The sequence below is a fragment of the Kutzneria viridogrisea DSM 43870 genome, assembly GCF_000525635.1.
In the GTDB taxonomy this organism is placed as follows: Bacteria; Actinomycetota; Actinomycetes; order Mycobacteriales; family Pseudonocardiaceae; genus Kutzneria; species Kutzneria viridogrisea.
Genome location: NZ_CP007155.1, coordinates 2,292,688 through 2,311,838 on the forward strand (window position 1 = coordinate 2,292,688; position 19,151 = coordinate 2,311,838).

The 19,151-nt window shown below is 70.3% G+C and carries 20 protein-coding genes; 14 read left to right on the forward strand and 6 right to left on the reverse strand.

Going from position 1 to position 19,151, the window contains the following annotated elements; translation table 11 throughout:
- Window positions 1–22: 22 nt before the first annotated feature.
- Window positions 23–964: a M28 family metallopeptidase gene (locus KALB_RS10390; RefSeq protein WP_025355656.1), complete on the reverse strand. Its 942-nt coding sequence runs from the start codon at window positions 962–964 to the stop codon at window positions 23–25.
- A 200-nt stretch (window positions 965–1,164) separates the two neighbouring features.
- Here KALB_RS10390 and KALB_RS10395 point away from each other — a divergent pair, with 200 nt between their 5' ends.
- From KALB_RS10395 to KALB_RS10445, 10 genes are all read left to right on the forward strand, one after another.
- The gene (locus KALB_RS10395) at window positions 1,165–1,740 is read left to right on the forward strand and encodes a phosphatase PAP2 family protein (protein ID WP_025355657.1); all 576 of its coding nucleotides are present in this window, start codon (window positions 1,165–1,167) and stop codon (window positions 1,738–1,740) included.
- A gap of 49 nt (window positions 1,741–1,789) precedes the next feature.
- Complete coding sequence (locus KALB_RS43775; protein ID WP_025355658.1) at window positions 1,790–2,560, forward strand: ESX secretion-associated protein EspG; 771 nt, start codon at window positions 1,790–1,792, stop codon at window positions 2,558–2,560.
- Between the two features lie 109 nt (window positions 2,561–2,669).
- A complete protein-coding gene (locus tag KALB_RS43780; protein WP_025355659.1) occupies window positions 2,670–3,050 on the forward strand; it encodes a hypothetical protein in 381 nt (126 codons plus the stop codon).
- On the forward strand, window positions 3,050–3,625 hold the full coding sequence (locus KALB_RS43785) for a DUF3558 domain-containing protein (RefSeq protein ID WP_025355660.1): 576 nt from the start codon (window positions 3,050–3,052) through the stop codon (window positions 3,623–3,625). The genes KALB_RS43780 and KALB_RS43785 overlap by 1 nt, the downstream gene beginning before the upstream one ends.
- A gap of 13 nt (window positions 3,626–3,638) precedes the next feature.
- Complete coding sequence (locus KALB_RS49785; RefSeq protein WP_158510733.1) at window positions 3,639–5,228, forward strand: hypothetical protein; 1,590 nt, start codon at window positions 3,639–3,641, stop codon at window positions 5,226–5,228.
- Between the two features lie 75 nt (window positions 5,229–5,303).
- Window positions 5,304–6,128 carry a siderophore-interacting protein gene (locus KALB_RS10425; RefSeq protein ID WP_025355662.1) on the forward strand — a complete coding sequence of 275 codons (825 nt, stop codon included), beginning with the start codon at window positions 5,304–5,306 and terminating at the stop codon, window positions 6,126–6,128.
- Window positions 6,129–6,201: 73 nt separating this feature from the next.
- Window positions 6,202–7,065, forward strand: coding sequence for an ABC transporter ATP-binding protein (locus tag KALB_RS10430; protein WP_025355663.1), 864 nt, complete (start codon window positions 6,202–6,204; stop codon window positions 7,063–7,065).
- Entirely contained in the window at window positions 7,062–7,913 is an 852-nt protein-coding gene (locus KALB_RS10435; protein ID WP_025355664.1) for an ABC transporter permease, read from the forward strand. Before KALB_RS10430 ends, KALB_RS10435 begins: the two co-directional genes overlap by 4 nt.
- 83 nt (window positions 7,914–7,996) lie before the next feature.
- Window positions 7,997–8,224: a helix-turn-helix transcriptional regulator gene (locus KALB_RS10440; RefSeq protein WP_025355665.1), complete on the forward strand. Its 228-nt coding sequence runs from the start codon at window positions 7,997–7,999 to the stop codon at window positions 8,222–8,224.
- A 20-nt stretch (window positions 8,225–8,244) separates the two neighbouring features.
- Complete coding sequence (locus KALB_RS10445) at window positions 8,245–8,775, forward strand: phosphatase PAP2 family protein (protein WP_025355666.1); 531 nt, start codon at window positions 8,245–8,247, stop codon at window positions 8,773–8,775.
- On the opposite strand, the gene KALB_RS10450 is transcribed toward KALB_RS10445, so the two are convergent.
- On the reverse strand, window positions 8,744–9,190 hold the full coding sequence (locus KALB_RS10450; protein ID WP_025355667.1) for a MarR family winged helix-turn-helix transcriptional regulator: 447 nt from the start codon (window positions 9,188–9,190) through the stop codon (window positions 8,744–8,746). The genes KALB_RS10445 and KALB_RS10450 overlap by 32 nt on opposite strands.
- A 127-nt stretch (window positions 9,191–9,317) precedes the next feature.
- Between KALB_RS10450 and KALB_RS10455 the strand changes: the two genes are divergently transcribed.
- From KALB_RS10455 to KALB_RS10470, 4 genes are all read left to right on the forward strand, one after another.
- Window positions 9,318–10,484 (forward strand): MFS transporter, encoded by a 1,167-nt coding sequence (locus KALB_RS10455; RefSeq protein WP_025355668.1) that lies wholly within the window; start codon window positions 9,318–9,320, stop codon window positions 10,482–10,484.
- 5 nt (window positions 10,485–10,489) lie between these two features.
- Complete coding sequence (locus KALB_RS10460; RefSeq protein ID WP_025355669.1) at window positions 10,490–11,269, forward strand: SDR family NAD(P)-dependent oxidoreductase; 780 nt, start codon at window positions 10,490–10,492, stop codon at window positions 11,267–11,269.
- Window positions 11,270–11,388: 119 nt separating this feature from the next.
- A complete protein-coding gene (locus KALB_RS10465) occupies window positions 11,389–11,946 on the forward strand; it encodes a TetR/AcrR family transcriptional regulator (protein WP_201771904.1) in 558 nt (185 codons plus the stop codon).
- Window positions 11,947–12,003: 57 nt separating this feature from the next.
- Window positions 12,004–12,576 carry a DUF742 domain-containing protein gene (locus KALB_RS10470; RefSeq protein WP_081789283.1) on the forward strand — a complete coding sequence of 191 codons (573 nt, stop codon included), beginning with the start codon at window positions 12,004–12,006 and terminating at the stop codon, window positions 12,574–12,576.
- A 3-nt stretch (window positions 12,577–12,579) separates the two neighbouring features.
- Here KALB_RS10470 and KALB_RS10475 read toward each other — a convergent pair whose 3' ends face one another.
- The 4 genes from KALB_RS10475 to KALB_RS10490 form a co-directional block, all read right to left on the reverse strand.
- Entirely contained in the window at window positions 12,580–13,695 is a 1,116-nt protein-coding gene (locus KALB_RS10475; protein WP_148309421.1) for an HNH endonuclease signature motif containing protein, read from the reverse strand.
- A 1,424-nt stretch (window positions 13,696–15,119) separates the two neighbouring features.
- Window positions 15,120–16,316, reverse strand: coding sequence for a cytochrome P450 (locus KALB_RS10480; protein ID WP_025355673.1), 1,197 nt, complete (start codon window positions 16,314–16,316; stop codon window positions 15,120–15,122).
- A gap of 3 nt (window positions 16,317–16,319) precedes the next feature.
- Window positions 16,320–17,744, reverse strand: coding sequence for an APC family permease (locus KALB_RS10485; protein WP_042221920.1), 1,425 nt, complete (start codon window positions 17,742–17,744; stop codon window positions 16,320–16,322).
- Between the two features lie 73 nt (window positions 17,745–17,817).
- Entirely contained in the window at window positions 17,818–19,140 is a 1,323-nt protein-coding gene (locus KALB_RS10490; protein ID WP_030111855.1) for an MFS transporter, read from the reverse strand.
- Between the last annotated feature and the right edge of the window lie 11 nt (window positions 19,141–19,151).

Genomic DNA, 19,151 nt, shown 5'->3' on the forward strand with positions numbered 1-19,151 from the left:
CGCGGCGCCGTTGACCAGCGGCTCAGCCAACTCCGAGCTTCCACACGGCGGAGGCTATGGCGTCACTGAATCGGTCCAGCGCTACATCGTTGATGTTGCTCGGGAACCTGTCGCAGGCGCGGTGGTAGCAGGAGTCGTACGCGGCACCCGCGGTGCCGCCCCACTTGGCGGCCTGCGCCGAGGTCTTGCGCGCGCTGGCCCCGGTCGAGGCCAGCACCACGGGGATGCCCGCGTTGCGGAACGAGCCGTCATCGCTGCAGCACTCGTTGGTGGTCTCCACAGCCACGTTGATCGAGGCGAAGTAGTTGCGCAGAGCCGTGGCCGAGTCGTTGGTGCCGTTGACGAAGTAGCCCGCGTTCGGCGAGGCGATCATGTCGAAGGTGGAGTACACCTTGATCTTGGCGCGCTCGGCCGAGGACAGCCCGTTGACGTAGAACCGGGACCCGACCAGGCCCTGCTCCTCACCGGCCCACCAGGCGAACCGCACGTGCTTGGCCAGCACCGGCTTGGTCCTGCCCAGGGTCAGTGCCACCTCCAGCAGCGCCGAGGAGCCCGAGCCGTCGTCGTTGATGCCGGGACCGGCCGACACCCCGTCCAGGTGCGCGCCGAACATGACCACCTGGTTGGCGTCCCCGCCGGGCCAGTCCGCGATGACGTTCGGGGCCTGGCCGGTGCAGCTGGTGCAGGACTGGCTGGTCACGGTGAACCCGGCCGCCTGCAACTGCTGCTTGACGTAGGCCGCCGACTTGGCGTGGCCCTGGCTGCCGGTGGCCCGGTTGCCGCCGTTGGCCGTGGCGATGCTCTGCAACTGGTCGAGATGCCCCTTGACCTTGGCCACGTCGATGTCCGGCGCGGCGGCGGTCGTCGCGGGCGCTTGTGGCGCCGCGCTGGCCCATGGTGCGCCCAACGCCAGCGCTGTCGCCGCCAGCAGGGCCACTCCCAGGCGGGTTGCCTGTCGTTTCACGGTTGCTCCTTGTTCGCAGGGACCGCCCGGTGTGCTGTGCGGGGGCGGGCGGTTGCACTGAGTTAACGAGCAGGTGCGCAGAGCGTCAAGACTTCGGAATAATCGGATCAATGGGGTGAGCCGTCGGCGTGTTCCGTGCTGCTGCCACCGGCGCATTCCTACGATCCCCACTCGGAGTTGATCAAGTCGAGGAGCCGAGCATGGCCTCGCTGAGGGTGGCCCGGGTGGTCAGCGACGTGCTGGACCCCAAGAACGTGGTCGTGGCCGGACTGGTGCTGATCGGCTGGCGGGCGGGCGGCTGGCCGGGACTGGGGTGGGCGCTGCTCGCCGTGCTGTTCACCGGGATCGTGCCCGCGGTGGTGATCCGCCTGGGCATGGTGCTCGGCCGGTGGGACGACCCGCACGTGCGCCGCCGTGAGGCCCGCATCGTGGTCATCCCGGTGGTGATGGCCTCCGTCGGCGGCTGCGGGGTGCTGCTCGCCCAACTCGGCGCGCCGCCCGTGCTCGTCGGCGCCCTGCTGGCGATGCTCGCCGTGCTGCTGCCGCTGTTCCTGGTCACCCTGGTCTGGAAGGTCAGCGTGCACACCGCCGTCACCGGTGGCGCCGTCACCGCCTTCGCCGCCCTGCTCGGGCCGTGGTGGGCGCTGGGCTACCTGTTCGTGGTGGTCGTCGGCTTCTCCCGGGTGGCACTGCGCGAGCACACCGTCGCGCAGGCGGTTGTCGGCGCCCTGTTGGGAGCCGGTGCCACAGCGGGCGTGATCTTCGCCCTGGGGTAGATCCGCGAATCGCTCGTTGGTGACGCTGTGTGTGTGCCAGCATTGTGCAGTGGCCGTACTGGAGTGCACATTCCCAGAACTCGACGCCGCCGGTGAGGCGCTCGGTGTCGACCTGCGCAGGTTCCCGTTCGCCTTCCCGTACTTCGGCGGCGGTGTCGACCGCCCCGGGTTGTACGCCAGCGTCAACGCCAGCCTGTCCGCGCGCGGACTCGTGCACGGCTCCCGGTTCGCGCCCGAACTGGAGGACACGCTGCGGCTGTTCGGCACCGGCAGGCTGTCGGTGTCCATGCTCGGCAGCGCGGGGGAGCGCCAGCTGATCGCGCTCGCCGTGTTCGCGCAGGACCGGGTCGTCGTCGGCGTGCAGACCTCTGGTGGCATCCGGTTCGACGTGCTCGCCGAGGACGGCGCCGTCCGCGCGCTGGTCGGCCTGCTGCCCCCGCTCGCCCCCGCGCACGGCGCCTCCGTCACCGTCACCGAGTCCGCGGCCCCCGCCCCGCGTCGCGTCGACGAGGACTTCGCCTCAGCCAGCTACCTGCACTCCACCGGCGGCCCCTCCGACCAGGCGGGCCGTGACCTGGAGGCCGCCCAGCGCATCCTCGCGATGCCCCGGCTCGGCAGCGGTGCGTTCGTCGTCGCCGAGGACGGTCGGCACGGGCAACTCGGCCCCAGCGAGTCCGTCAGCTGGCTCGACACCGACGCCGGCCGGTACCTCGTCATCAGCGACCGCGGCGCCGACGGCAGGCTGCACGTCACCTACACCCCGGGCGACCAGGCCAAGCTCGATCACCAGCTGCACCGGTTGCTCGCCAGGTTCTCCTGACCGGGTGGAACCGATGACCTCGGTCTCAACGTCTCAACGCACAGATGTCCCCGTGCCCAGCTACGGTGTACGTGGGGTCTGGCATGCTCAGGGTGGGGAGTGATTCACGGTGTACGCGGCCATCGACGGCATCAGCGGCGCGGTCTCGCAGCTCAAGGCTGCCTCGGCCAGCGGCGGCTTCTCGATCACCGAGGAGGGCGCCGAGCCGCTCCTCAAGGCGGTGGCCGACCTGAAGGCCGAGGTCCGTAGCCACATCATGAAGAGCACCGGTCTGGCCGAGGTCCTGCCGCTTGGACAGACACCGGCTGCTCAGGTCTACAGGCCCTTCATGGCGACTGTCGCCAGCGATCAAGCGCAGGGACTTCTGCCCTTCCTGCACAAGCTGCAGACCGATTTGGATGACGTCGAGAACACGATTCGAAAGTCGGTTGCTCTCCAGCAGGACGCCGATCACTCCGGCGCCAGCAGCCTGAGGAAGAACGAGCATTGATGATGCTTTTCCGGATGAAGGGTAAGAGTGTGCGGCGCGGTGTGTTTGCGGTCGGACTTATTGTGGTGGCTTTCGTCACTGTGGGGTGTACGGGCAGTCCGGTGCAGGGCGATCCCGGGCCGGTGAAGACTCCCGTAACCTCCGAGGCGACGACTTCTGCGTCCACTGGGAGCAACACGTCGGGACCGACCCTCGCGACGCTCAACCCGTGTGACCTGCTGTCCAGCGCCGACATCTCGGCGATCGGAGGCAGCGAGGCCGGGAAGAAGTCAACTCTCGCAGGCGCGCCCACCTGCGACTGGGGTGTTGGTGCTGCCGGTGTCAACGTGTTGGTCCTCGTCGACAAGGGCACTGCGGACCTCAGCACCTCCGGGAAGATCACCGAAACGCAGTTCGGTTCGCATCAGGCACGTGAACTGCGGGGCAGCGCGGGCGAGTGCAGGATCGCAATAGCCGTTACCTCGAAGTCCAGGGTTGACGTCACTGGTGTCGACGACAGCGGCAGCCAGGACAAGGCGTGCGCGCTGGGGGAGAAGGCGGCGAAGTTGGTCGAGCCGAAGTTGCCGAAGTCGTAGGGGAGACGGCGTCATGGTCAGCAATGGTCAGGTACCCAGCGCGGATTCGGCTAGAGATCGGTACCACATCAAGCAGTACAACGATGTGCCGACGATCGAGCAGTTGCGTCAGCAGGCGATCCAGGAGGGGGAGGCGAAGTACGGCCCGCTGTTCGGCCCGCTGCTGGGGATGCTGCACTCGGGGGAGAAGGTCGACCAGCAGGAGCAGCAGCTCAACAACGGGGTGATGAAGCGTGCCGCCCCGGGCAATCCGGCCATCCACTACGAGGGCATCCCGCACCAGGCGCTGTACGACCAGGTGAACAACGAGGTGGACTCGGGCAGAGTGGCGCAGGCCGGGGACACCTGGGTGGGCATCGGCAACAGCCTGGCGAAGTTCGGGGACCGGATCGCGGGGGCGATCGCGAACTCGGAGTCGAGCTGGACGGGCGCCAGCGCGGAGTCGGCCAGGCAGGCGATAGCCCAGGTGGCGAACAAGTCGGGTGAGGCGGGCAAGGCCTCGCAGTTGGCGGGCATGCTCACCCACCAGCAGTCGAGCGCGCTGGACTCGGTGAAGGCGAACGTGCCGAAGCCGCCGGCCAACCCGTACGATCCGGCGACGGCCGCGCAGCAGTTGCAGGCGGCGCAGACGGACCCGGTGCAGTACGCGAAGCTGGCGGACGGCTTCCGCCAGCAGGCGGCACAGGAGAAGGCGGACCACCAGAAGGCGGCGCAGGCGGTCCAGACCTACGACCAGACCCTGTCGACGACGGCGCAGAGCGCGCCGGCGTTCGCGCCGCCGCCGCAGGTGGCGAACCCGGGTGGCGGCGAGACTCCCCAGCCGGGTGGCGGCACACCGGGCTACACCGGGGGCGGCACGGGTGGCTTCAACCCGGGCGGCGTCGGACCGGGTGGTGGCGGTGGCGGCTACCGGCCGGGTGGCGGCGGCACGGGTGGTACCGGTGGCGTCGGACCGGGTGGTGGCGGCTGGACCCCGCCGGGGCAGCTGCCGGGTGGCGGTGGCAGTGGCAGTACCGGCACGCAGGGCACGGGTGGCAGCACGCCACCGGGGACCGGCTACCCGCCGGGTGGGATCATGCCGCCTGGCGGCTACCCGCCGGGCTGGGGTGACCCGCCGACCTACGGCGGGCCTGGTCCCGGCATGCCTGGCCCTGGCGGCCCGGGCTACGGCCTGCCGCCGGGTGGCCCCGGCGGCTCGGGTCCGGGTGGCGGCAATGGCCCGGGCGGTGGCCGGGGCTTCGGCCCTGGCTCAGGTACCGGTGGACCCGGGGCCGGTGGTCCGGGCGGCCGAGGTGGTTTCGGCGCGGGCGCGGGTTCGGGCGCGGCTGGCGCGGGCGCTGGCGGTGCCGGATCCAGGGGTGCCGGTGCGGGCGCGAGCGCGGGTGCGATGGCGGCCGAGGAGGCCGCGGGTCGCGGTGGCCTGGGCGGTGCCCGGGGCGCGGCGGGGCAGCCGGGCGCCGGTGGCATGGCCGGACAGGGCGGCAAGGGCGGCAAGAAGGGCGAGGACGGGGAGCACCAGCGGCCGTCCTGGCTGGTGGAGGCCGACCCGGACGAGATCTTCGGCACCGACGAGAAGGTGGTGCCGCCGGTCATCGGCCTGTGACGTGGGTTCGCGGCGGCTCAGCCGAGCCGCCGCGAACACTGCTCGCAAACCATTAGCTTAGGCTAGCCTTACCGCATGAAGCAGTTCACGCTCATGCGGGTGACGGCCGTCCGGCGCCTCACCCCGCACATGGCGCGGGTGACCTTCGGCGGACTGGCCGAGTTCGAGCACCTCGCCCCGGACCAGCAGGCGAAGTTGTTCTTCCCCAGGCCGGGGCAGGGCGAGCCGACTGTGCCGCAGCCGCCCGCCGACGGGGACATCGCGCGCTGGTACCAGTCCTACCTGGCGATGCCGGAGGCCGAGCGGCCCTGGATGCGCAGCTACTCGATCCGTGCGCACCGGCCTGAGCGCCACGAGATCGACATCGACTTCGTGCTGCACGGGGACACCGGCCCTGCCTCGGCCTGGGCGAGCAGGGCGGTGCCCGGCGACGTGCTGGGCCTGCTCGGTCCGGCGGTCAGCCACTATCTCGAACCCAGCGACGAGGACTGGCTGCTGTTCCTCGGCGACGAGACCGCGCTGCCCGCGATCGGTGCCTCGCTGGAGGCCCTGCCCGCCGGGACGAAGACCCTGGCGTACATCGAGGTTGCCGACTCCGCCGAGGAGCAGTCCTTCGACACCAAGGCGGACGTGACGGTGCACTGGGTGCATCGCAGTACTGGCAGGACTTTGCTCGACGCGGCGCGCGTGGCGCAGTTGCCCGAGGGGACGGGCTTCGCCTGGGTGGCCGGTGAGGCCGCCGCGGTGCGGGCGCTGCGCAGGCACCTCGTGGACCGCGGGTTCGACAAGAAGCGCATCGCGTTCACCGGCTACTGGCGGGCCGAGGTCGACCAGGACGCCCCGCCCACTGCCGAGGACCTCGCCGATGCGCAGGAGGCCCTCACACTCTCCCAGCAGTAGTTGTCGTACTCCTCCTCGCGAATGTAGTAGGTCTGCTACATTTCAATGCAGGGGTTCGACAGGGGGAGGGGATATGGAGGCGGTACTCGACGTTCGCGACCTGCGCATGCGCTACGGCAGCGCGGACGTGCTCACCGGCGTGGACTTCCAGGCGCACCGCGGTGAGGTGCTCGCGCTGCTCGGCCCGAACGGGGCGGGCAAGACGACCACCATCGAGATCCTGGAGGGCTTCCGGATGCGCTCGGCGGGGGAGGTCCGCGTGCTCGGGGTCGACCCGGCGCACGGGGACGAGCGCTGGCGCGCCGGGCTCGGGGTGGTGTTGCAGTCCTGGCGGGACCACGGCAAGTGGCGGGTGCGCGAGTTGCTGGCGCACCTGCGCGGCTACTACACCTGCTACCAGCAGCCCTGGCAGGTGGACGAGTTGGTGACGGCGGTCGGGCTGACCGAACACGCGGACAAGCGGGTCATGCGGCTGTCCGGTGGGCAGCGGCGCAGGCTGGACGTGGCGATCGGGATCGTGGGCCGCCCGAAGGTGCTGTTCCTGGACGAGCCCACCGTGGGCTTCGACCCGGAGGCGCGCAGGGAGTTCCACGACCTGGTGCACCGACTGTCCGATGAGGACACCACGGTCCTGATCACCACCCATGACCTTGACGAGGCGGAGAAGCTGGCCGACCGGATCCTGATCCTGGCCGGTGGCAAGGTGATCGCGGACGGGTCGGCGGACGCGCTGTCCCGGCAGATGGCCACCGAGGCGGAGGTCCGCTGGACCAGGGCGGGGCAGCGCTTCGTGCACTCGGAGCGGGACGCGACCCGTTTCGTGCGGGAGCTGTTCGCCCAGTACGGGGAGGAGATCAGCGAGCTGGAGGTGCGCAGGGCGAGTCTGGAGGACACCTACATGTCGCTGGTGCGCGAGTTCGAGGAGGTGGCCAGGTGACCCCGGTGACCACGGCCGTGCGCGCGGGGCTGCGTCGCGGCCTGATCGAGCTGCGGCAGACCATGTCCACGGCCCAGGACGTGGTCAACTTCCTGCTGCCCGCCGCGGTGTTCCTGGTGGTGATGCTGTTCCTGCGCCAGGTCCCGGTCAAGGACGCGCCGATCTCGGTGGGGGCGATGTCCCTGCCGAGCATGCTCGGGTTGAACGTGGCCTTCGGCGGGCTGCTCGCCATGGCGCAGACGCTGACCGCGGAGCGCGAGGACGGGACCCTGTTGCGCGCCAAGGCCGTGCCCAACGGCATGCTGGGCTACCTGATCGGCAAGATCGTGACGATCTCGGGCAGCACGGTGGCCGCGGTGCTGGTGCTGCTGGTGCCGGGGGTGCTGCTGTTCGAGGGGATCGGGCTGACCAGCTTGGGGGCCTGGTTGACCCTGGCCTGGGTGCTGGTGCTCGGCCTGGTGGCGACCATGCCGCTGGGCGCGGTGCTCGGCTCGCTGTTCACCAGCCCGCGCAGCGCCGCTCTGGTGATGTTGCCGATCATGGGGTTGTCGGTCATCTCCGGCATCTTCTACCCGATCACCGTGCTGCCGCAGTGGGTGCAGCTGGTCGCCCAGTGCTCGCCGATCTACTGGCTGGGCCTGGGCATGCGCTCGGCCATGCTGCCCGACAGCGCGGTGGTCGCCGAGATCGCGCACTCCTGGCGTCCACTGGAGACCTTCGGCGTGCTCGCGGTCTGGGCTGTGCTGGGATTGGTGCTGGCGCCCGTGGTGCTGCGCAGGATGGCACGCCGCGAGTCGGGGTCCAGCGTGGCGGCGCGGCGGGAGAAGGCGATGCAGCGGATTGGCTGAGACGCGATGAGCGAGCTTGCGAGTGAATCATCGGGCACGGTGCCCGCGCGAAGCGCTGCGCCGAGCGCAAGCGAGGCGCGGCGATGAGTGAGCAGGTCTACAACCGGATCGCCGTGCTGCGGGTGGAGCGCGGGGTCTCGCGCAGGCAGTTGGCCGAGGCGCTGGGCGTGCACTACCAGACCGTCGGCTACCTGGAGCGCGGGGAGTACAGCGCCAGCCTGCACCTGGCCCTGCGGATCGCGGAGTACTTCGAGGTACCGGTGGAGGTCGTTTTCTCCACCAATCCGTTCCCGCGCATCGGCACCGGCTGAGGACTGTGTAGAACTGAGGGGTGTTCGACGACAGCTGGTTCCGCGCCGTGTCCGATCTTGCCGCCGCCACCCCGTGGCTGCACGGCGCGGCCCGGCTGTTCACCGACTACGGGTTCGTGCTGTTCGTGGGCCTGTGGGCGCTGACCTGGCGCACCGGTCGGCGCGCACTGGTCGTCTGGGCCCCGTTCGGGGTGTTCCTCGGCTGGCTGGCGAGCAACACGATCAAGTCGTTCGTGGAGGAACCCAGGCCCTGTCGCGCGCTGGCCCCGGTGCGCACGGTGCTGCCCTGCGAGCACTTCTGGGACTTCTCCTTTCCCAGCAACCACTCCGCGATCGCCGGGGCGGCGGCCGTGGCGCTGCTGCTGATCAACAGGCGGATCGGGCTGGTGGCGTGGGTCATCGCCCTGCTGATCGGGTTCAGCCGGGTCTACGTGGGGGCGCACTACCCGCACGACGTGCTGGTCGGCCTGCTGGTCGGCGGGGTCGTGCCCACTCTCGCCCTGCTGTGGACGGCGCGGGTCAGGACTGCGGCAGCGCGGCCAGCGCCTTGACCAGTGGGGCGAACTCGGGCTGCTGCTCGGCCTCGGCCAGCGCTTCCGAGAGCGCCTTGTCGTTGACCGGGCGGGCCTGCTCCAGCATCTGCTGACCGGCCTCGGTGACCTCGGTGTAGATGCCCCTGCGGTCGTCGGCGCACAGGTAGCGCTGCAACAGGCCGCGCTCCTCCAGCCGGGTCACCAGCCTGGTCGTCGCCGACTGGCTGAGCACCACCGCGCTGGCCAGCTGGTTCATCCGCAGGTGGAAGTTGTCCTGCTGGGCCAGCACCGTCAGCACGCTGTACTCGCGCACCGACAACTGGTGCGAGCCCTGTAGCGCGCGCTCCAGCTTGTCCTCGATGCGGGCGTGCAGTGCCGCCAGCGTGCACCAGTTCTGGGCGCGGATCGCCACGTCCTCGTCGGCCAGTGTCATGGGTCACCCTCGCTCGGCTTGCGTTCGCCTTCGTTGCGTGCAACATTATCAAGCGTCTGCAACATCAAGCGTGTGCAACTATCGCGGACGCCGGTTATTGCTCACGAGGATTCTACCTGGAGGACCAATGCCCATCGCCCTGTTCGCGCTGGCGATCAGCGCCTTCGGCATCGGCACCACCGAGTTCGTGATCATGGGTCTGCTCCCCGAGGTGGCCGCCGACCTGCACGTATCCATCCCCTCGGCGGGCCTGCTCATCTCCGGCTACGCCCTGGGCGTCGTGGTCGGTGCCCCGCTGCTCACGCTGCTCGCGGCCCGGCTGCCGCGCAAGACCATGCTGGTCGGGCTGATGGTGCTGTTCATCGTGGGCAACCTGATCTCCGCGCTGGCCGGTGACTACGGCCTGCTGCTGACCGGCCGCATCGTGGCCGCCCTCTCGCACGGCGCCTTCTTCGGCGTGGGCTCGGTGGTGGCCGCCGCGCTGGTGGCCCCGGACAAGCGGGCCAGTGCCATCGCGATGATGTTCACCGGGCTGACCGTGGCCAACGTGCTCGGCGTGCCGCTGGGCACCGCACTGGGTCAGGCCTTCGGCTGGCGCTCCACGTTCTGGGCGGTGACCCTGCTGGGTGTGATCGGACTCGTCGGGGTGGCCCTGCTGGTGCCGCCGCAGCCCGCGGAGCACAACGCCGGGGTGCGCGCCGAACTGGCCGTGCTGCGCCGTCCGCAGGTGCTGCTGGCCCTGCTGATGACCGCGCTGGGCTTCGCCGGGGTCTTCGCCGCCTTCACCTACATCGCGCCGATGATGACCGAGGTCGCGGGCTTCTCCGCCGGTGCGGTGACCTGGCTGCTCGTGCTGTTCGGCGTGGGGCTGGTCGTGGGCAACCTGATCGGCGGCAAGGGGGCCGACCGCAGGGTGATGCCCAGCGTCTACGCCAGCCTCGGCGCGCTGGCCCTGGTGCTGGCGGCCTTCGTGGTCACCGCACACGGCCAGGTCCCCGCCGCGATCACCATCGCCCTGCTGGGTGCCGCCGGGTTCGCGACCGTGCCCCCGCTGCAGATGCGCGTCATGGACAAGGCCGAGGGCGCGCCCGCGCTGGCCTCCGCCGCCAACATCGCCGCGTTCAACCTCGGCAACGCCGGGGGCGCCTGGCTCGGTGGCCTGGCCATCGAACACGGCCTCGGCTACACCGCGCCGAACTGGATCGGCGCCCTGCTCGTGCTCGCCGGGCTGGCCGTCGCGCTGATCTCCGGTGCCCTGGACCGCCGCAAGCAACCCGTACTCGTGAGGAGCTGACCGCAGTGAACATCGACCTGACCGGACGCACCGCCCTGGTGACCGGATCGACCGCGGGCATCGGACTGGCCATCGCCACCGGCCTGGCCGCCGCGGGCGCCAAGGTGGTCGTCAACGGGCGGAGCAGGGACCGGGTGGACGCAGCCGTGGCGTCGATCCCCGGTGAGGTCACCGGGATCGCCGCCGACGTGGCCACCGCCGAGGGTGCGGCCCAGCTGGTCGCCGAGCTGCCCGACGTGGACATCCTGATCAACAACACCGGCATCTTCGCCGCGGCCCCGGTGTTCGAGATCCCCGACGAGCAGTGGCAGCGCTTCTTCGACACCAACGTGCTCTCCGGTGTCCGGCTGGCCCGCCACTACACCCCGCGCATGATCGAGCGCGGCTTCGGGCGCGTGGTCTTCATCAGCAGCGAGTCCGCCGTGCAGACGCCCACCGAGATGGTGCACTACGGCATGACCAAGACCGCGCAGCTCGCGGTGGCCCGCGGCATGGCGCAGGCCGCTGCGGGCACGGGCGTGACCGTCAACTCGGTGCTGCCCGGCCCCACGCTGACCCCCGGGGTCGAGGAGTTCGTGCGCGACCTGATCGGCGCGGACATCCCGTTCGAGGAGGCCGAGCGCCGGTTCATGGCCGAGGCGCGGCCGACCTCCCTGCTGGGCAGGCTGATCCGCCCCGAGGAGGTCGCGAACCTGGTGGTGTACGTGGCTTCCGAGCTGTCCTCGGCCACCAGCGGTGCCGCGCTGCGCGTGGATGGCGGTGTGGCCCCCACGCTGATCCCCTGACGCACCAACGGAGAAGGCCCGGCCGCGACTGCGGCCGGGCCTTGCCGTATCGGAGGAGCGGGCGCGTCTGTACGCTGCGCACCCGGACCCGACGAGGCGGAAGGTGGGCGGTACCGGTGGTGATCGGCGGCAGACGGCCGGGTCGGCCACCGACCCTGTGCCGCGAGGACGTGGCGCGGGCGACGCTGGCCGTGGGCATCGAGCAGCTCAGCCTGTCCTCGGTGGCGCGGCACCTCGGGGTCAGCCACTCCACCCTGTACCGCTATGTGCGCGACAAGGACGACCTGCTCGCCGTCGCCGTGGAGCAGGCGTTCCGCACCGCCGACTGGCCCAACCCCGAACTGGGCTGGCGCGAGCTGCTCCAGGCGTTCGCCGAGGCGATCTGGGCCGCCATCGACCGGCACCCCGGCCTCGCCGAGGCCGTGCACACCCTCGCGGTGATCCCGCCCACCGTGGTGCGGCTGATGGGCGAGTACGGGGAACGCCTGCGTGCCTTGGGTTTTCACGCCCGTGACGCCATGGTCGCCCTGGACTTCATCGCCGACCTCGCGATGAGCGGCATGGACCGCGTCGACCAGGAGTCCACTTGGCGGGACCGCCGCCGGTTCGACGACAAGCTGGAGATCCTGCTCGACGGCCTCGCCGCGCGGATCAACAGGGACGTTCACCCACACTGAACGCAGTTGAAACACCGCTGACATCGCACGGCACCAGCGCACACTAGATTTGACCCCGTGGGCGAGGTCGGACAGACCGGCGCGCGCTTCGGCTCCCCGAAGCAGCGCCGCCGCAGGCAGTCGGAACCCGAGGACACCCCCGAAGAGGTGCCAGACATCCCACGTCCGGCCCCTCGAGGTGCCCGCTTCCACGGCATGGCCACCCCCGAGCCCGAACCCGAACCGCCCGCTGAGCCCGACCCCGTCGCCGAGTTCTTCGCCGACCCTGAACCCGAGGAACCCCTCTGGCTCGACAGCGAGGTCGAGGAGCCCAGCGCCCTCGTACGCCCCTACGCCCGCACCGGCGGTCGCACCACCTCCCGTTACGACTTGCGCCTGGAAACCCTCGTGTCCCTGCGCAGCGGCCCCCTGCCCCCGCTCGGCCTCGAACACCAACCCATCGTCGACCTCTGCGCCCACACCCGCTCCGTCGCCGAGGTCGCCGCCGCCCTGCCCGCCCCGCTCGGCGTCGCCCGCGTGCTGCTCGGCGACCTGATCGACCTCGGCGTGCTCACCGCGCACGTCAACTCCGGTGAACGCCCCGACCTCGAACTGCTCGAACGGGTCCTCACCGGGCTGCGCGGCCTGTAGCGCCTACCGTTTTCGCCTTCGCCTGAGCCAACTCGGCGGCGTGAACTCCGGCCTGCCGTTGGCCATGTGGATTGTCCAGCCGCTGTGGTGGATCAGTCTGTGGTGCATTCCGCACAGCAGCACCAGGTTGGTCAGCGCCGTGTCCCCTCCGTCCGCCCAGTGGATGATGTGGTGTGCATGGCAACTGCTCGGCCGTCGCCTGCACCCTGGGAAGGCGCAATGTTTATCCCTGACGATCAGTGCTCGCCGGAGGTGGGGCGGCACGGTGTAGCTGATCCGCCCGATATCGAGCGGTTCGGAGTTGCTGCCCAGTATCACTGGGAGGACCTTCGCGTCACAGGCCAGTCGGCGGATCGCTGATGGGGCGAGTTCGGTGGTGCCGAGCCCGGTCTGGAGTGTTGTCAGCGGGATCGTCACCGCGATGTGGGGCCGTTCCCCACCCTCCGTCGGTGTGGTACTGGTCTCCAGCAGTTCCGCGAACGCGTCCCCTTGCCGTTCGGGCAGGGTGCGTGTGTCGCCTGCGTCGTGTGGTTTCGCCAGCGGGCTGAGGATGGCCTCCAGCAGGGCGCCGGTCTCCGCGTCCAGGCACCCGTGGAACCGTACTGATCCGTCCCGCCGTGTGTCGTAACGGAACTCACGTCGGGGATAGGCGAGTTCGTCCTCGCCCGGTAGCGCCCCGTCGGGGTCCAGCCGGTTGACGATCTCCCGGCCCAGTGGCACCAGGTTGGACGCGTCCAGCGTCTGGGCCGCTGCTGCCAGGACCTCGACAGCCTGCTCCCGGTCGGCTGCACCGATGTGTGGCGGCAACTCCCGTAGCACCCGGTTGATCACCGACAACTGCTCCGGCTCCAGTGGAAATGCCACCGGAACCCCCGCATGCGCAATCCGCTGCCTGGCTTCCTTCTTGCTCACGCAGAGCACCCCGCGCAGCAACTCTGCCAGGCTCAGATACCCCACCCGCTCCGCCATACCCCGCGCATCCGCCTCCGCGACCAACCCCAACACCTTCGCATACGCTTGCCGCAGAACCACTTCCGCGTCCTGCAACTCACCCAACAGCTCCGCGTCCCCCAACCGCCACACCTCTGTGGCGGGTCGAGCGTCCACGAATGCTGTCATACCAACAATTCTACTCCCCAATTCACCCCAAAACCTTTGCCCGCCAACCACTACCCATGTGGGTGACCAACCCAAACCCGACACACCCTCACCAGGCAGCGGGACTCACACACCCCAAACCGGGACTCGCCCTCCAGGCAGCGGAATTCGCGCTCCCCAGCACGGGACTCACGCTTTAGACAGTGGACCCCACACCCGAGGCCGAAACTCGCCCTCCCCCAGACCGGACTCACCCTCCCCGGATCGGGATTCGTGCTCCCCCAAGCGGGACTCACACACCCCAGAGCGGGACTCGCACTCCCCCATAGCGGGACACCCGCTCACCAAGCCAGGACTCGCGCCCCAGGCAGCGGGACTCATGCCCCCTAGGCCGGGACTTGCCCTCCCCAAGCCGGGACTCTCGTTCACCAGAGCGGGACTCGTGCTCCTCAGACCGGGACTCACGCTCCGGACAGCGGGACCACACATCGGAAGCCGGGACTCGCGCTCTCCAAACCGGGACTCACTCTCCGCCGAGCAGGACTCACCCTCCCCAGGCCGGGACTCGCCCTGCCCAGAGCGGGAATCGCACCCCAGGCAGCGGAACTCGGCCCACCGGCGGCCGGGCCTCACACACCAGAGGCCGGGACTCGCCCTACCCAGAGCGGGACTCGCGCTCCTCAGAGCGGGAATCGCACCCCAGGCAGCGGAACCCGGCCCACCGGCGGCCGGGCCTCACACACCGGAGACCGGGACTCACCCTACCCAGGCCGGGACTCGCCCTGCCCAGAGCGGGAATCGCACCCCAGGCAGCGGAACCCGGCCCACCGGCGGCCGGGCCTCACACACCAGAGGCCGGGACTCACCCTACCCAGAGCGGGACTCACACTCCACACAGCGGGACTCACACACCTCAGACCGGAACCCACCCTCCCCAAACCGGGACTCGCCCCATCACAAGCGCCACCACGCCCGCACCCCACCCTCCGACCCGCACCACCCAACCCCCCTATGCACCAACCTCAACCGGGTTGGTTTTGTGTGGGTAGCGGCGGCCTTACGCTCGTCGGCGAATCGGGGCATCCCTCCATGCCCCGGAACCCCCGATCCAAGGCCGCCGCGAGGGACCCACACCAAACCAACCCACGCCCCCAACCCCGCCACATCCCGTACCCCGCCCCCGAATCCCACCAACCGAGAAACCACCCCACCACCGCAAACACACCGTCCCCAAACGTCCGACACACCGGCTCGTAAACGCCGACACGCGCCGACCCCGTACGCCCGACACACCACCCCGCACACGCCGACACGCCGACCCCAAACGTCCGACACACCACCCCGCCACCGCCGACACGCGCCGACCCTCACCCCCCAGCCCCGCCGTACCCCCTCACACCCCGCCGCACCCGTCACCCCGCAGCACCCCGTCCCTCCTCACCCCCTCACACCCCCCGAACCCTCACCCGCATTTCCCTGATCCCGTTCACGAAGTTGGACCTCACCCGCTGCACCCCACCCACCAGTTCCACTGCTCGCACACGACTCAGCAGCTCCTCGAACAGCACGCGCAGTTCCAGGCGGGCCAGGGCGTAGCCAAGGCAGAAGTGCGGGCCGCCGCGGCCGAAGGTGACGTGGTTGTTCGGGGTCCGGGTCACGTCGAACGCGGCCGCGTCCTCGAACACCGACTCGTCGCGGTTGCCGGAGGCGAACCAGAGCACCACCTTGTCCCCGGCGCGGATCCGCTGACCGCCCAGTTCGACCTCGCGTGTCGCCGTGCGGCGGAAGTGGTAGATCGGTGAGGACCAGCGCAGGAACTCCTCGACCGCGCCCGGCAGCAGGGACGGGTCCTCGCGCAGCAGCCGGAACTGCTCGGGGTTGTGGATCAGCGCGAGCAGGGCGTGGGAGATGGCGTGCCGGGTGGTCTCGTTGCCCGCGACCACGAGCAGCAGGAAGTTCGTGTCGAACTCGGTGGGGGACAGCCCGGCGTTGGCCAGCTTGCTGACCAGGTCGGTGCCGGTGCCGCCACGGCGCAGCGCGGCCAGCCGCCTGCCGTAGTCGAAGACCTCCAGTGCGGCCGGGCTGCGGAAGGGCAGGTCCCGGTGCCGCTCGTCGCTGCCCTCGCTGGTGATGATCCGGTTGCCCCAGTCGATCAGCTGGGGACTGTCCTCGGCGGGCACGCCCAGCATGCGGGTCAGCACCGAGATCGGGAAGTCGGCGGCGATCTCGCGGACGAAGTCGAACGTGCCCAGTGGCAGGGCGGCGTCCAGGGTGCGCGTGGTCAGCCCGCGCAGGAAGCTCTCGTACGCGGCGACGGCTTTCGGCGTGAACTCGCGCATCAGCATCTTGCGCAGCGCGGTGTGGTCGGAGCCGTCGGTCTCCAGCATGGACCTGCGCCGCGCGATCTGCTCCTGGTCGACCTCCTCCAGGTTGACGAACTGCTCCGAGGTGTAGGTCTCGGGGTCCCGCTCCACGGTGAGGATGTCCTCGTGCCGGGTCACCGCCCAGAACCCGCTGTTCGGCGCGGGTTCGGGTTGCCAGTGCACGGGTGCCTGCCCGCGCAGCACCTCGAACATGCGCCACGGCGTGTCCCCGTCGGTGAACCGGTCCAGGTCCGTCAGGTCGATCTCCGCCAGCTCCACGCGTCATCCCCTGCCGATCCGGTCGTGCACCGCCGGGCGCCGCAGCCTCAGGTACCAGCCGTACCCGACCCCGCCGACCGCCGCCAGCCCCACCAGTGCGGGCAGGACCCAGCGCAGCGCCGAGGTGCTGTCGGAGCCGAGCAGCGCGTCGAAGTTGACCACTGCCGTGACGAACACCGCGGCCAGTGCCACGGCCGAGATCGCGGGGGCGACCGCCCGGTGCCAACGGCTCTCCCCGTCGGCACCGCCCCGTCTGAAGAACGCGAGCACCGCGACCGAGGTCACCGCGAGCAGCAGAAGCACGCCCAGCGCGCCGATGTTGGTGAACCAGGTGAACAGGGTGGCCACCGGGTCCTTGCCCAGCAAGGCGAACACCAGCACGACGACCGCCGCGAGCGCGGTCTGGGTCAGCGAGCCCACGTGCGGGGACCCGTGCCTGGTGTGGGTCCGGCCCAGTGCCACCGGCAGCACGCCTTCCCTGCCCAGCGCGAAGAAGTAGCGCGCCACCGCGTTGTGGAACGACAGCAGGGCGGCGAACAGGCTGGTCACCAGGAAGACCTGCGCGAGGTCGGCGAACGGCCCGCCCAGGGTGTGCTCGGCGAGGGTGAACACCAGCGAGGGGCCCTCCGCGCGAGCCCGGTCCACGATCGCGCCCATGCCCGTACCCGAGATCATCGCCCAGGCCGTGAGGCAGTAGAACACCCCGATCAGGCCCACCGCCGCGTAGGTCGCACGGGCCACGGTGCGGCGCGGGTCGCGGCACTCCTCGCCGTAGATCGCGGCCGACTCGAACCCGGTGAAGGCGCCCATCGTGAAGCAGGCCGCGGCGCCGAGCGAGCCCCCGGTCAGCGCGCTCCAGCTGAACGGCGCCAGCGACACCGGTTGTGGGGCCGCCGCGAACTGGCTCAGGTCGAACACCAGCACCGTCGCCGACTCCAGCGCCAGCAACACGGCCAGCACCTTCGCGTTGAGGTCGACCCGCAGGTAACCCAGCACGCCCACCAGCAGCACGCAGCCCAGCACCAGCGCCCACCACGGCACTGCCAGCCCCAGCTTGCGCTCCAGCAGGTCCGCGGTGGTGAAGCCGAACAGGCCGTAGATGCCGATCTGCATTGTGTTGTAGGACAGCAGTGCGACGAACGCGGCGCCCACTCCGGCAGTGCGGCCAAGTCCGTGGCAGACGTAGGAGTAGAAGGCGCCCGCGCCGACGATCCGTCTGCTCATCGCCGCGTAGCCCGCGCTGAACACGGCCAACAGGCTTGCCAGCACCAGGAACAGCAGTGGCACGCCCAGTGTGGCCGTGACGCCGAAGGTCTGCGGGATGCCGCCAGCAGCCACGGTCAGCGGTGCGGAGGCGGCGATGACGAAGAAGACGACGTGCGCTACGCCCAGACCGGAGGTCCGCGCGGTGGTGGGACTAGTTGCCACGGTGGTGCTCCCGTCGTTCGGGTCCACACGACCTCGCCGATCGTACGGACGCGAACGACCTCCGACAAGGGGCTCACACCCGGCGTTGGACGAGCACCCCGGTGGCGGTGATGACCGCGAACCCGAACAGCAGCCAGCGCGCCGAGTCGAGCACCGAGTCCCCGCCCAGGTTGACCAGGACACCGGCGACGGCCGTGCCGAACGCGGTCGAGGTCGTCGTGACGGTCGCGATCCCGGCGGCGGCCTGCTCGCCCTCCGCCATCGCGGCCACGGACAGGTGCGGGTAGGCGACACCGATGCCCGACCCGGCCAGGAGCAGCACCGGAACCCAGAGCAGCACCAGCCAGATCGGTGCGTTCTCGCGTTGAACCAAGCCCTGGAGGAGGAATCCGAGCGCGAGCAACACCGGCCCCGCGGCGCGCAGCCGACGCATGGTCCGCGCCTGCACCGCGGTGGAGCTGAGCACCTGGGTCGCCGACCAGCCCAGTGAGACCGCCGCGCCGAAGAAGCCCGCCGCGAGTGGGGGCAGGCCGCCGAGCCGTTGGCCGAACAGCGGCACGAAGGACTCGACCGCCACACCGAAGGCCAGCAGCCCGATCGTCAGGTAGATCCACTTCAGCGGGGACCCCGCCTGGTACGTCGCGGTGGGGAAGACCCGCACCCCGCTGCGCCGCTCCTGGGCGAGGAATCCGAGTACCAGCAGCAAGGCCGCCGCGATGCTGACTGCTTTTGTTGCCGTACCAGGAAGAACTCCCGCCACGCTGACGGCTGCCGTTGCGGCGACGGCCAGCGTGAGCGACACGGCGGGGATCGGTGCCTGCGTCCGGGTCCGCTCGGTGCGCGGCAGCACGCGGGGAACGGCCGCACCGCACACCGCCGCGGCCACGGCCATCACCACGAACGCCAGGCGCCAGGACCCGAACTGGGCGAACAGGCCGCCCAGTGCGGGCCCGAGGAAGTTGCCGACCCCGTACATCGCGGAGATCAGCGCGTTGCCCCGGGCCCACAGCCGCTGCGGCAGTGCAGTGTGGACAACGGCGAAACCCAAGCCGGACAACAAACCCGCACCGAGACCCTGGACGCAGCGCCCGAGCAGCAGCACCGGCATCGCCGGGCTCGCCGCGCAGGCCAGCGACCCCACCGCGAACGCCGCGAAGCCGAGCAGGTAGGCGCCGAGGTTGCCGAACCGGGACAGGGCCTGGCCGACGAGCATCGTCGCGACCACCATGGCGACGAGGTAGACCGTCATGCTCCACGCGTAGAAGTCCGCACCGCCGATCTCGGCCACGGCGGTCGGCAGCATGCTCGACGCCAGGTAGATGTTGACCGCGCCGACGAGCACCCCGCCCGCCATCACGACCAAGGCCCCGCGCGTCCTCGTGTCAGAAAAGCTCATGTAAACAAGGC